The organism is Streptomyces sp. NPDC005494 (genome assembly GCF_042872025.1).
Lineage (GTDB): Bacteria > Actinomycetota > Actinomycetes > Streptomycetales > Streptomycetaceae > Streptomyces.
Map to the genome: position 1 here is coordinate 1 of NZ_JBIAJR010000019.1, position 12778 is coordinate 12778.

12 protein-coding genes and 1 rRNA gene are annotated in these 12778 nt (G+C 73.0%); 10 read left to right on the forward strand and 3 right to left on the reverse strand.

Translation table 11 applies throughout. From position 1 onward, the window contains the following. Positions 1–92: ribosomal RNA gene (rrf, locus tag ACFYQ6_RS33895) — 5S ribosomal RNA — on the forward strand; the annotation flags it as partial. 28 nt (positions 93–120) lie between these two features. Here the strand turns inward: rrf and ACFYQ6_RS33900 are convergent. Beyond that, entirely contained in the window at positions 121–1206 is a 1086-nt protein-coding gene (locus ACFYQ6_RS33900; protein ID WP_388766718.1) for a hypothetical protein, read from the reverse strand. Positions 1207–1491: 285 nt separating this feature from the next. Here ACFYQ6_RS33900 and ACFYQ6_RS33905 point away from each other — a divergent pair, with 285 nt between their 5' ends. After that, positions 1492–2274: a hypothetical protein gene (locus ACFYQ6_RS33905; RefSeq protein WP_361586679.1), complete on the forward strand. Its 783-nt coding sequence runs from the start codon at positions 1492–1494 to the stop codon at positions 2272–2274. A 177-nt stretch (positions 2275–2451) separates the two neighbouring features. Here ACFYQ6_RS33905 and ACFYQ6_RS33910 read toward each other — a convergent pair whose 3' ends face one another. Continuing rightward, entirely contained in the window at positions 2452–3732 is a 1281-nt protein-coding gene (locus tag ACFYQ6_RS33910) for a DUF1015 domain-containing protein (protein ID WP_361586669.1), read from the reverse strand. 72 nt (positions 3733–3804) lie between these two features. Here ACFYQ6_RS33910 and ACFYQ6_RS33915 point away from each other — a divergent pair, with 72 nt between their 5' ends. The 4 genes from ACFYQ6_RS33915 to ACFYQ6_RS33930 all read left to right on the forward strand — a co-directional run bounded on the left by ACFYQ6_RS33915 (position 3805) and on the right by ACFYQ6_RS33930 (position 8127). Beyond that, positions 3805–4833, forward strand: a complete 1029-nt coding sequence (locus tag ACFYQ6_RS33915) for an HAD hydrolase-like protein (RefSeq protein WP_361586667.1) — start codon at positions 3805–3807, stop codon at positions 4831–4833. 398 nt (positions 4834–5231) lie between these two features. Continuing rightward, complete coding sequence (locus ACFYQ6_RS33920; protein ID WP_361586676.1) at positions 5232–6212, forward strand: iron chelate uptake ABC transporter family permease subunit; 981 nt, start codon at positions 5232–5234, stop codon at positions 6210–6212. Continuing rightward, the gene (locus tag ACFYQ6_RS33925; protein ID WP_388766688.1) at positions 6209–7267 is read left to right on the forward strand and encodes a FecCD family ABC transporter permease; all 1059 of its coding nucleotides are present in this window, start codon (positions 6209–6211) and stop codon (positions 7265–7267) included. The genes ACFYQ6_RS33920 and ACFYQ6_RS33925 overlap by 4 nt, the downstream gene beginning before the upstream one ends. A 56-nt stretch (positions 7268–7323) precedes the next feature. Continuing rightward, on the forward strand, positions 7324–8127 hold the full coding sequence (locus ACFYQ6_RS33930) for an ABC transporter ATP-binding protein (protein WP_361586661.1): 804 nt from the start codon (positions 7324–7326) through the stop codon (positions 8125–8127). A 106-nt stretch (positions 8128–8233) separates the two neighbouring features. Here ACFYQ6_RS33930 and ACFYQ6_RS33935 read toward each other — a convergent pair whose 3' ends face one another. Then, the gene (locus ACFYQ6_RS33935) at positions 8234–8581 is read right to left on the reverse strand and encodes an SCP2 sterol-binding domain-containing protein (protein ID WP_356740416.1); all 348 of its coding nucleotides are present in this window, start codon (positions 8579–8581) and stop codon (positions 8234–8236) included. 42 nt (positions 8582–8623) lie between these two features. On the opposite strand from ACFYQ6_RS33935, the gene ACFYQ6_RS33940 reads away from it, so the two are divergent. The 4 genes from ACFYQ6_RS33940 (at position 8624) to recN (ending at position 12684) form a co-directional block, all read left to right on the forward strand. Further along, positions 8624–8938, forward strand: a complete 315-nt coding sequence (locus ACFYQ6_RS33940) for a hypothetical protein (RefSeq protein ID WP_361586658.1) — start codon at positions 8624–8626, stop codon at positions 8936–8938. 7 nt (positions 8939–8945) lie between these two features. After that, positions 8946–9761 (forward strand): TlyA family RNA methyltransferase, encoded by an 816-nt coding sequence (locus ACFYQ6_RS33945; RefSeq protein ID WP_361586656.1) that lies wholly within the window; start codon positions 8946–8948, stop codon positions 9759–9761. 134 nt (positions 9762–9895) lie between these two features. Then, the gene (locus ACFYQ6_RS33950; protein ID WP_361586653.1) at positions 9896–10843 is read left to right on the forward strand and encodes an NAD kinase; all 948 of its coding nucleotides are present in this window, start codon (positions 9896–9898) and stop codon (positions 10841–10843) included. A gap of 95 nt (positions 10844–10938) precedes the next feature. Next, positions 10939–12684: a DNA repair protein RecN gene (gene recN, locus ACFYQ6_RS33955; RefSeq protein WP_361586650.1), complete on the forward strand. Its 1746-nt coding sequence runs from the start codon at positions 10939–10941 to the stop codon at positions 12682–12684. Positions 12685–12778 lie beyond the last annotated feature (94 nt).

Sequence of the window (12778 nt, forward strand, 5' to 3'; positions counted from 1 at the left end):
CGCCCGGTTACATTCCGAACCCGGAAGCTAAGCCTTTCAGCGCCGATGGTACTGCAGGGGGGACCCTGTGGGAGAGTAGGACGCCGCCGAACAATCTTTCAGGACCCTTGGTCCCAGCGTTCATGCTGGGACCAAGGGTCCTTTTTTGTGCCGAAGCGCGTCGTTTGGTCGGCTGCGCGAGAATGTCTGTGGTACCCGATGACAGGAGTCACCCCCATGTCCACCAACTCTTCCGACGACCGTCCGGAGCGCGAGCCGCGTCGCCGGGACGGTGGTGACAGGGGCGGCTTCCGAGGCGGCCGTGACGACCGGTCCGGAGCGCCTCGTCGAGACAATGACCGTGGCGGTTTCCGCCGCGACGACCGCGACCGCGGCCCCCGTCGTGATGACAGCCGTGGTGCCGGCACCGGTGGTGGCGGTTTCCGTCGTGACGACCGTGCCCCGCGTCGTGATGACGACCGTGGTGGCCGTCCCAGCGGTGGCTTCGACCGGCGTGACGACCGTCCGCGCGGCCCCCGCCGCGACGACGACCGTCCCGGTGGCTTCCGCCGCGACGACAGCCGTGGCAGCGGTACCGGCGGTGGCGGCTTCCGTCGTGATGACAGCCGTGGTGCCGGCACCGGTGGTGGCGGTTTCCGTCGTGACGACCGTGCCCCGCGTCGTGACGACGACCGTGGCGGTTACCGCGGTGGCCAGCGTGACGACCGTGGTGGCCGTCCCAGCGGTGGCTTTGAGCGTCGTGATGACCGTGGTGGCCGTCCCGGTGGTGGCTTTGAGCGTCGTGATGACCGTGGTGGCCGTCCCGGTGGTGGCTTTGAGCGTCGTGATGACCGTGGTGGCCGTCCCGGTGGTGGCTTCGACCGGCGTGACGACCGTCCGCGCGGCCCCCGCCGCGACGACGACCGTCCCGGTGGCTTCCGCCGCGACGACAGCCGTGGCAGCGGTACCGGCGGTGGCGGCTTCCGCCGTGACGACCGTGAGCGTGGTCCGCGCCGCGACGACGACCGGTCGAGCACCTTCCGGCGCGACGACCGTGCCCCGCGCCGTGACGACGACCGTGGCGGTTACCGCGGTGGCCAGCGCGACGACCGGGGCGGCCGTCCCAGCGGTGGCTTTGAGCGTCGTGATGACCGTGGTGGCCGTCCCGGTGGTGGCTTTGAGCGTCGTGATGACCGTGGTGGCCGTCCCAGCGGCGGCTTCGAGCACCGCGACGACCGTCCGCGCGGCCCCCGCCGCGACGACGACCGCCCCGGTGGCTTCCGCCGCGACGACAGCCGTGGTGGATCCGGTGGCGGTTTCCGTGGCGGCGACCGGGACCGTGGGCCGCGTCGTGACAACGACCGGGGCGGCGACCGTGGTGGCTACCGTGGGCGCGACGATCGTGGCGGTTACCAGGGACGCGACGACCGTGACCGCGAGCCCGTCAAGCGGCTCCCCATCCCCGACGACGTCACCGGCGACGAGATCGACAAGGACGTTCGGCAGGAGCTGCTGAGCCTGCCGAAGACCCTCGCCGAAGACGTCGCGCGGAACCTCGTCATGGTCGCCCGTCTCATCGACGAGGACCCCGAGCAGGCCTACGCGTACTCGCGTATCGCCCTGCGTCTGGCGTCCAGGGTCGCCGCGGTGCGTGAGGCGGCGGGCTTCGCCGCATACGCCACGCAGAAGTACGGGGAGGCGCTCGCGGAGTTCCGCGCCTCGCGCCGGATGACCGGTTCCGTGGAACTGTGGCCCGTGATGGCCGACTGCGAGCGTGGACTGGGCCGTCCCGAGAGGGCGATGGCCATGGCCGGTGAGCCCGAGGTGCAGAAGCTGGACAAGGCCGGCCAGGTGGAGATGCGCCTGGTCGCCGCCGGAGCGCGCAGGGACATGGGGCAGATCGACGCCGCGATCGTCACGCTGCAGAGCCCCGAGCTCGCCTCCAGCGCGGTTCACTCGTGGACGCCGCGCCTGCGGTACGCCTACGCCGACGCGCTCCTCGAGGCCGGCCGCGAGGACGAGGCCCGTGAGTGGTTCGGCAAGGCCCTGGAGGCGGACAAGGACGGCGCGACCGACGCGTCCGACCGCCTCGCCGAACTCGACGGCGTCGAATTCGTCGACGCGCTCGGTGAGGACGAGGAATCGGCCGACGAGCGCACCGACGTGACGGCGACCGACGAGCGCATCGACACGGCGACCGACGAGAACACCGACGTGCCGGCCGACGAGCCGGGCGACGCACCGGCCGCAGAGGACGGGCAGGACAGCGACGAGGACGGGCCCGCGAAGGCCTGAGCGCTGATGTGACGTAGGACGGAGAGGGGCGGCACCCACCACGGGTGCCGCCCTTTTCTCGTTCCGGACGCGATGCGCAAGCCCGACGCCGGTCAGAAGCGTTGTCAGGCGGTCAGCCCGTCAGCCGGTCAGCCCGTCACCGTGCATGGCCGGCAACTGTCGGGCTCACGTGGTGCCTCAGCCGATGTCCAGACTGCGCAGCACCAGTCCCGTCGCCGGCTTCGGGCCGAACGAAGTCGACTTGCGGGGCATGGTGACGCCCTGCCGGGCCAGGTCCCGCACCACGTCCTCGCGTACCGGATGCATCAGCACCGCCGTGGCGCCGTGCCGTTCGGCCTGCTCGACCGCCGCCGACGCGTCGTGGATGTAGGCGATGTGCTCCGGGGCGTCGGGGATCTTCCAGACGCCGTCGAGCAGGGTGGAGTGCAGGACCGTCGCGTCGAGCGCGCGCCATGCCTCCGGCCGGTCGGACCGGACCGTGCGGGACAGCAGGTCGTCGTCCGGCCGGTCGATCAGACGGAAGTGGCCGTCGCCGGCGAGCAGGAAGGCGTTGCCCTCCGTGGATGCCTCCGCGAGTACGTCGAGGGCCCGGGGCAGAGGCCCTTCGACGGACCGGACGCGGAAGCGGCCGTCGAGGGCGCTCAGGGCCTGCGAGACCGGCAGCCGGTGCAGCAGACGGTGGATCGCGCGGACCTGGAGCGGATAGCGGGCCGTGTCGACGAGCAGGACGAGACCGAAGTCCCAAGGGCCCGGGCCGGGCTGTTCCTCCTGGAGCCGGAGGTAGGTGGCCCAGCGGTGGTGGCCGTCGGCGATCAGGGCCTGGCGGTGGGAGAGGTCCGACTGGATCTCCGCACGCTCGGTGGGGTCGGTGACCGCCCAGAGGCGGTGGCCGACGCCGTCCTCGGTCGTCGTGGTGAGCAGCGGGAGGCGCTGCACCACACGTTCGATCACCGCCGTCGCGCCGTTCCGCCCGCCGTCACCCGCGTAGCTCAGCAGCAGCGGTTCGAGGTGGGCGCCGGCCGTGCGCATCAGGTCGGCGCGGTCCGCCACCACGTCGGCCATGACGTCCTCGTGCGGCAGTACCACGCCCTCCGACGCGGGGGAGAGGGCCAGGGCGCCGATCACTCCCCGCTGGAGCGTGTCGCCGGTCCGCTGCTCGTAGACGTACAGCGCGGGCACCGGGTCAGGCGCGAGGACGCCCTCCGTCAGCCAGCGCTTCAGGGTGTCGGCGGCCTGCCGGTTGCGCGCGGTGGCCGTGCCCGCCTGCGGGAGGATCAGCCGCACGATGTTGTGCGGGTCCGAGGACTCTAGGTGGTGCAGCCCGTCGGGCCGCACCACCACGTCGTACGGAGGTGAGGTGACCGCCGCCAGGCTGCCGACCCGCTCGGGAACGTACCGCAGTCCGCGGAAGGGGATCAGCCGCAGTCCCCGGCCGACGGCGTGCCCGGTTGTGTTCATCCGGGCATCGTATGTGCGCTTCCGTGATGCGCGATGATCGGGGGAGAGGCATGGAAAGAGGAGCGCACGCATATGAGTCAGCAGTACAGGTCCCGGCCGCTCGGCAGCAGCGCGGCGCTGAGCGAGGCGTACGACACGGCCCTGCTCGATCTCGACGGGGTGGTGTACGCGGGCGGGCATGCGATCGTCCACGCCGTCGAGTCGCTGGGCGCCGCCCGTGAGGGCGGCATGCACCTGGCCTACGTGACGAACAACGCCCTGCGGACCCCGGACGCCGTGGCCGAGCACCTGACGGAGCTGGGGGTGCCGGCCGAGCCGTCCGACGTGATCACGTCCGCGCAGGCGGTGGCCCGGCTGATGTCCGATCAGCTGCCGTCCGGTGCCAAGGTGCTCGTGGTCGGCGGGGAGGGCCTGCGGGTCGCCCTGCGCGAGCGTGGCCTGGTGCCGGTGGAGTCGGCCGACGACGAGCCGGTCGCCGTGGCCCAGGGGTTCGGGGGGCCCGATCTCCCGTGGGGCCGCTTCGCCGAGGCCGCGTACGCCATCGCGCGCGGGGCGGTGTGGTTCGCGTCCAACACGGACCTGACGATTCCCGGAGCACGGGGCATCGCGCCGGGCAACGGCGCGGCGGTGGAGGTCGTACGGATCGCGACGGGTGCCGAACCCCAGGTCGCGGGCAAGCCCCTGCCGCCGATGCACCGCGAGACGGTGCTGAGGACCGGGGCCGAGCGGCCGCTGGTCGTGGGAGACCGGCTGGACACCGACATCGAGGGCGCGTTCAACGGCGGTGTGGACTCGCTGCTCGTGCTGACCGGGGTGACCGACGCCGCGCAGCTGCTCGCGGCCGAGCCCAAGTACCGCCCGACCTTCGTCGACCGGGATCTGCGGGGCCTGCTCACCGGCCAGCCCGAGGTGACCGTCGAGGGCGGTGTCTTCCGCTGCGGTGGCTGGACCGCCGAGGTACGCGAGGACGCCCTCGCCGTCGAGGGCGAGGGGGACGCGATCGACGGGCTGCGCGCCCTGTGCGGGGCGGCGTGGACGCACGCCGGGGAGGGTGCGTGCGGCCTGGACTCGGGGAAAGCCGTGGCGAGGCTGGGCCTCTAGAGCCGCGTGCGGCCGAGGGACGACGGGCTCTGAGCCGGGTGCGGCCCCCGCACCGAGGGGGTTCCGGAGCCGGGAGCGGCCCCCGCACCGACGGGGCTCTGGAGCCTGGTGCGGCCTGGACTCGGGGAAAGCCGTGGCGAGGCTGGGCCTCTAGAGCCGCGTGCGGCCGAGGGACGACGGGCTCTGAGCCGGGGTGCGGCCCCCGCACCGACGGGTTCCGGAGCCGCGTGAGGCCCCCGCACCGATGGGTTCCGGCGCCGGGCGCCCCCCGGGCACCGAGGAGTGGGGCCGACTGGAGGATAGGCTAGCCTAACCTGGTGTTGACCGAGAGTCCCCCCGAATCGAGTTCCGGCCGCGCGGCCGCGCCCGGCGAGCCCGCGCGCGCCGGGCGCCACGCGATGCGCGCCGCGGGCCTGCTGGTCGCCGTAGGCCTGCTGGTGCTGGTGTGTCTGGCGAGCATCGCGGTCGGCGCGAAGGCCCTTCCGCTCTCCGACGTATGGCACGGCCTGTTCCACCACACGGGGACCAACGGCGACGTCCTCGTCCGCGATGTCCGGGTCCCGCGTACGGTGCTCGGCCTGATCGTCGGAGCCGCGCTGGGGCTCGCCGGTGCGGTGATGCAGGCACTGACCCGCAACCCCCTCGCCGAGCCCGGACTGCTGGGCGTCAACGCCGGGGCGTCCGCGGCCGTCGTGTCGGCCATCAGCTTCTTCGGCGTCACCTCGCTGACGGGGTACGTCTGGTTCGCGTTCGCCGGGGCCGCGATCGTCTCCGTGGCGGTGTACCTGCTCGGCGGCAGCCGGTCCGCGAACCCCGTGCGGCTCGCGCTCGCCGGTACGGCGGTCACCGCCGCGCTGTACGGCTACGTCAACGCCGTACAGCTGCTGGACGCCGCGGCGCTGGACCGGCTGCGCTTCTGGACAGTCGGGTCGCTGGCCTCCGCCGATCCGGAGACCGTCGGCAAGGTGTGGCCGTTCATCGCGCTCGGGGTGCTGCTGTCCCTGCTCATCGCCCGGCCGCTCAACGCACTGGAGATGGGCGACGACACGGCCAGGGCGCTCGGCGCACACCTGACCCGCACCCGCGTCCTCGCGATGGTGGCCGTCACCCTGCTCTGCGGGGCCGCGACCGCCGCCTGCGGGCCGATCGTCTTCATCGGGCTGATGATCCCGCACCTGGTCCGCACCATCACGGGGCCCGACATGCGGTGGATCATGCCGTACGCCGCCGTGCTCGCACCCGTGCTGCTCCTCGGCGCGGACGTGGTGGGCAGGGTCGTGGCCCGCCCGTCCGAGCTCCAGGTCGGCATCGTCACCGCGCTGCTGGGCGGGCCCGTCTTCATCCATCTCGTACGACGCAAGAGGATGGCCCAGCTGTGAAGGCCACGCAGGACACCACCAGGACGGTCCGTGCCGTGCGGACGGCCGGCGGGCTCTCCTTCCGGGTGGACGTCCGCGCACTCGTCGTGATCGCGCTGCTGCTCGCGGCGGCGGCGTTCGCGGCCGTGGTGCTCATCGGGAGCGGCGACTTCGCCATGTCACCGGGCCAGGTGGTCACCACCCTGTTCGGCAACGGCACCTTCCAGCAGGAGTTCATCGTCACCGAACTGCGGCTGCCCCGGGTCCTGGTCGGGCTCCTCGTCGGCGCCGCGCTCGGCATCGGCGGGGCCGTCTTCCAGAGCGTCTCCCGCAATCCGCTCGGCAGCCCCGACGTGCTGGGCTTCGGCCAGGGATCCGCGGTCGGCGCCCTCGTCGTGATCGTGCTGTTCCACGGCGACCCCACCGCGGTCGCCGCCGGCGCCGTCGGAGGAGGCCTGCTGACCGGCGCCGCCGTCTACCTGCTCGCCTGGAAGCGCGGCGTGCACGGCTACCGGCTCGTCCTCGTCGGCATCGGTGCCGCCGCGATGCTCACCGCGGCGACGCACTTCCTGATCACCAAGGCCAACCTCGTCGACGCCACCCGCGCGGTCGTCTGGATGACCGGCTCCCTGGACGGCCGGGACTGGGCGCAGGTCTGGCCCCTGCTGGGCGTCTGCTGCCTCCTGATACCCGTGATCCTGGGGTACGGGCGACCGCTGCGCATGATCGAGATGGGCGACGACGCCGCCCACGCCCTGGGCGTGCGGGTGGAACGTACCCGGCTCGTCCTGCTGGGCTGCGCAGTGCTCCTCGTCGCCGTCGCGACCGCGGCCGCCGGGCCCATCGTCTTCGTCTCCCTCAGCGCCCCGCAGGTCGCTCGCAGGCTCACCCGCGCGCCCGGCCCCAACCTGGCCGCCGCGGCGGGCACGGGCGCAGCCCTGCTGCTCGTCGCCGACTGGACCGCCATGAACGCCTTCGGTGACCGCCAGCTCCCCGTGGGCGTGGTCACGGGGGTGCTCGGCGGCTGCTACCTGCTGTGGCTCCTGGTGACCGAGCGCAGGGCGGGACGCATATGAAACCGGGTACGCCGGACACCCCGCGGACCAACCCCCTCGAATCCGGGAGTACGACCATGCAGCGCCTCACCGCGGAATCGGTGACCCTCGGCTACGACCAGCGGACCATCGCCGAGAACCTGTCGGTCGAGATACCCGACAACTCCTTCACGGTCATCGTCGGGCCCAACGCCTGCGGCAAGTCCACCCTGCTGCGCGCCCTCTCCCGGATGCTGCGGCCGAGCGGCGGAGACGTCCTGCTGGACGGGCAGTCCATCCACCGGATGCCCGCGAAGAAGGTCGCCAGGACCCTGGGCCTGCTGCCCCAGTCCTCCATCGCCCCCGACGGCATCACCGTCGCCGACCTGGTCGCGCGGGGCCGCTACCCCCACCAGGGTCTGCTGCGGCAGTGGTCGCCGGAGGACGAGCGGATCGTGAAGGAGTCGATGGAGTCGACCGGCGTCGGCGAGCTCGCCGAGCGCTACGTCGACGAACTGTCCGGCGGCCAGCGCCAGCGGGTCTGGATCGCCATGGCGCTCGCCCAGCAGACCCCGCTGCTGCTGCTCGACGAACCGACGACGTATCTGGACATCCAGCACCAGATCGACGTACTCGACCTCTGCGCCGAGCTGCACGAGAGCCAGGGCCGCACCCTGGTGGCCGTGCTGCACGACCTCAACCACGCCGCCCGGTACGCCACGCACCTCATCGCCATGCGTGACGGCACGATCGTCGCCGAGGGCGCCCCCGGCGACGTCGTGACCGCGCAGCTCGTGGAGGAGGTGTTCGGCATGCGGTGCCAGATCATCGACGACCCCGAGACGGGAACGCCCCTCGTGATCCCGGCCGCCCGCAGGAAGCGCACCGAGGTCGCCGTCTGAGCGCGGGGGGCACGCCCGAGCGCCCACGGGGGTGCGCCGGGGCTCCTGGCGCACGTGCGCCCCGCCCCGTGCGCCCCGGGGAAGGCGCCGCACCCGGGCCGACCGGCTACAGGAGTGACTTGAGTTTCAGCAGATCGCGGAAGCCCGCCTCCAGCCGGACCCGCCCCGACCCCCAGGCCTTCGCGAAGTTCAGCTCACCGCCGACCATGGCCACCAGATCGTCGCCCGTCATCGCGAGCCGGATCTCGGCCTTCTCCCGGGGTGGGCCCTCCAGTGTGTCCAGCACCGTGATCCTGCCGTCCGACAGCCGTCCGGTGAACGTGACGTCCAGATCCCTGATGTGGCAGCTCAGCGAGCGGTCGAGGGCGGCGGCACCGCGAACGTCGCCGTCCGCGCCCGCCAGATTGTCGGAAAGTGTGTCGAGTGCGCTGCGGCACTCCGCCATGGTCGCCATCGTCACCGACGGTACACCGGCCCTTCGGGGTAGCGTTCCCGCATGAGCGACTGGATGCCGGGTCCGGAGACGGCGCAGCAGGGTGAGGCGGCCGAAGCTGCCGCGGCACCGCCCGCCGCGCCGCCCGAGCCCTCCTTCGACCCCGCACCGCCCGCACCCCTCGGTGTCGCGCGCACCCCCACCGGGCACGCCGGTGTCGACGCGCGGCTGGAGCGGCTGGCCGATGCGGACCACCTCGCGGCGGCCGGCCACCACGAGGTGTACGAGGATGTACACCGTGGGCTGCGCGACGAGCTGACCGCGCTGGACGCCCGGCCCGCACCCGCACCGACGCCCGCGCACGACAACAGGAGCTGAACCGAACGTGGCAGGAGTGGCACGTCGCCGCCTCGACGCCGAGCTGGTACGCCGTAAGCTCGCCCGCTCGCGCGAGCACGCGAGCCAGCTGATCGCAGCGGGGCGGGTGACCGTAGGAGGCAACACCGCGACCAAACCCGCCACCCAGGTCGAGACGAGCGCCGCCGTCGTCGTCGTCAAGGACGACAGCGACCCGGAGTACGTCTCGCGCGGCGGGCACAAACTCGCCGGCGCCCTCGCAGCGTTCGGGCCGCTGGGGCTGAAAGTCGAAGGACGGCGGGCGCTGGACGCCGGGGCCTCGACCGGCGGCTTCACCGATGTGCTGCTGCGGGCCGGAGCCGGCCACGTCGTGGCCGTGGACGTCGGCTACGGCCAGCTCGCCTGGTCCCTGCAGTCGGATGAACGCGTCACCGTCAAGGACCGTACCAACGTACGGGAGTTGACGCTGGAGCAGATCGACGGGAAGGCGGTGGACCTGGTGGTAGGGGACCTGTCCTTCATTCCGCTCGGTCTGGTGCTGCCCGCGCTCGCGCGCTGCGCGGCCCCCGACGCCGATCTGGTGCTCATGGTCAAGCCGCAGTTCGAGGTGGGCAAGGAGCGCCTCGGCAGCGGCGGTGTGGTCCGCAGCCCCGAGCTGCGGGCCGAAGCGGTACGGGAGGTGGCGCGCCGGGCCGGTCTGCTGGGCCTCGGCGTGCAGGGGGTGACGGCGAGCCCGCTGCCCGGGCCGTCGGGAAATGTCGAGTACTTTCTGTGGCTGCGGGCCGGAGCACCTGAGCTGGATCCCGCGGATGTCGACCGTGCAGTGGCGGAGGGGCCCCGTTGACGACGCATGCGGCACAGACCGGGAACGCGGAACAGCCCGGGCGAGAGGAACGACCCGGGAACGTGGGACAGCCCGGGAAAGAGGAACGACCCGGGAACGTGGAACAGCCCGGGCGAGAGGAACGACCCGGGAACGTGGGACAGCCCGGGGAAGAGGAACGACCCGGGAGCGCCGAACAGCCCGGGGACGCGGAACGCACCGTCTTCCTGCTCGCGCACACCGGCCGTCCGGCCGCGATCCGCAGTGCCGAGCTCGTCGTCCAGGGCCTGCTGCGCAACGGCCTCGGCGTCCGGGTGCTGGCCGCGGAGGCACAGGACCTGCCGCTGCCGCCGTCCGTGCAGACCGTCACGGACGCGACCCCTGACGCCGTGGACGGCTGCGAGCTGCTGATCGTGCTCGGCGGGGACGGGACTCTGCTGCGCGGCGCCGAGATCTCCCGCGCCTCCGGGGTGCCGATGCTCGGCGTCAACCTCGGACGGGTGGGATTCCTCGCCGAGGCGGAGCGTGACGACCTGGACCAGGTCGTCGAGCGCGTCGTCAGCCGGGCGTACCAGGTCGAGGAGCGGATGACGCTCGACGTCGTCGTGCGCAGCAACGGCGACGTCGTGCACACCGACTGGGCGCTCAACGAAGCCGCCGTGCAGAAGGTCTCGCCCGAACGGATGCTCGAGGTCGTCCTGGAGATCGACGGCCGTCCCGTGACCGGTTTCGGCTGCGACGGCATCGTCTGCGCCACGCCGACGGGCTCGACCGCCTACGCCTTCTCGGCCGGCGGCCCCGTCGTCTGGCCCGAGGTCGAGGCCCTGCTGATGGTGCCTATCAGCGCCCACGCGCTCTTCGCCAAGCCGCTCGTGACCTCGCCCACCTCGGTCCTGGCCGTGGAGGTCCAGCCGCACACCCCGCACGGGGTGCTGTGGTGCGACGGGCGGCGGACCGTCGAGCTGCCCGCCGGGGGCAGGGTCGAGGTGCGGCGCGGCGCCGTGCCCGTACGCCTCGCCCGGCTGCACCGGGCCTCGTTCACCGACCGTCTCGTGGCCAAGTTCGCGCTGCCTGTGCAGGGCTGGCGGGGCGCTCCGCACTGATGCGCGGGACGGCTGTCCGGGGCGGTGTCCACACCCGCGGGAGTGAATCGGACACCGGGGCCCGTCGCACACGGGCCGCCGGACCTCGTAAGGTCATGTCCGTGTTGGAGGAGATGCGGATACGGTCGCTCGGAGTCATCGACGACGCGGTGGTGGAGCTGTCACCCGGTTTCACCGCGGTGACGGGTGAGACCGGCGCGGGCAAGACCATGGTCGTCACCAGCCTCGGGCTGCTGCTCGGCGGGCGCGCCGACCCCGCCCTGGTGCGGATCGGTGCCAAGGCCGCGGTCGTCGAGGGGCGGATCACGGTGTCCCCGGGCGACGCGGCGGCTGTACGCGCCGAGGAGGCCGGGGGCGAGATCGAGGACGGTGCGCTGCTCGTCAGCCGTACGGTCTCGGCCGAAGGGCGTTCGCGCGCGCATCTCGGGGGCAGATCCGTACCCGTGGGTGTGCTGGCCGAGCTCGCCGACGAGCTCGTCGCCGTGCACGGCCAGACCGATCAGCAGGGTCTGCTCAAGCCCGCGCGGCAGCGGCAGGCCCTGGACCGCTACGCGGGCGACGGTGTGGACGTACCGCACACCAAGTACGCGGCCGCCTACCGCCGGCTGCGCGCGGTCGTCACCGAGCTCGACGAACTCACCACGCGGGCCCGGGAGCGGGCCCAGGAAGCGGACCTCCTGCGTTTCGGCCTCGACGAGGTCGCCGCGGTGGAGCCGCTGCCCGGGGAGGACACCGAGCTCGCGGCCGAGGCCGAGCGGCTCGGGCACGCCGAGGCGCTCGCCTCCGCCGCCGCACTCGCGCACGCGGCGCTCGCGGGCGACCCGGAGGACCAGGAGGGCGTGGACGCCACCACCGTGGTGGCCGCCGCCGGCCGGTCCCTGGACGCCGTACGGGCGCACGACCCCGCGCTGGCCGCACTCGCGGACCGGATCGGCGAGATCTCGATCCTGCTCGGGGACGTGGCCGGGGAACTCGCCGGGTACGCCGACCAGCTGGACGCCGACCCGCTGCGCCTCGCCGCGGTGGAGGAACGCCGTGCCGCGCTCACCGCGCTCACCCGCAAGTACGGCGAGGACATCACCGCCGTGCTCGCCTGGGCCGAGGAGGGTGCCGCCCGGCTGACCGAGCTGGAGGGCGACGACGACCGGATCGGCGAGCTGACCGCGGAGCGTGACGCGCTGCGCGCGGAACTCTCCGTCCTCGGGCAGGAACTGACCGACGCCCGGACCGAGGCGGCGGCCCGTTTCGCGGCTGCCGTCACCGAGGAGCTGGCCTCGCTCGCGATGCCGCACGCCCGGGTCTCCTTCGCCATCGGGCAGACGGAGGCGCCCGACGAGGCCTCCGGCATCGACATCGGCGGCCGGAGCGTCCTCTACGGGCCTTCCGGCGCGGACGAGGTCGAGCTCCTGCTGGCGCCGCACCCCGGTGCCCAGCCCCGTCCGATCGCCAAGGGCGCCTCCGGCGGTGAGCTCTCCCGGGTGATGCTCGCCGTCGAGGTGGTCTTCGCGGGCTCCGACCCCGTGCCGACCTATCTCTTCGACGAGGTCGACGCGGGGGTCGGCGGCAAGGCGGCGGTCGAGGTCGGCCGGCGGCTCGCCAAGCTCGCCAGGTCCGCCCAGGTCGTCGTGGTCACCCACCTCCCGCAGGTGGCGGCCTTCGCCGACCGGCAGCTCCTGGTCGAGAAGACGGTGGACGGATCGGTGACCAGGAGCGGTGTCACCGTCCTGGAGGGCGAGGACAGGGTGCGGGAGCTGTCCCGGATGCTGGCCGGCCAGGAGGACTCCGAGACGGCGAGGGCGCACGCCGAGGAACTGCTGGAGACCGCGCGGGCCGACGGATAGCCGGCCGCCGGCGTCAGCTCCACGCCTCGCATCTCACTCGTACGAGTGGGGTGGCTCGGCCCGCTGTCGCCGTGACGGCGGGAAGAACGTTTCG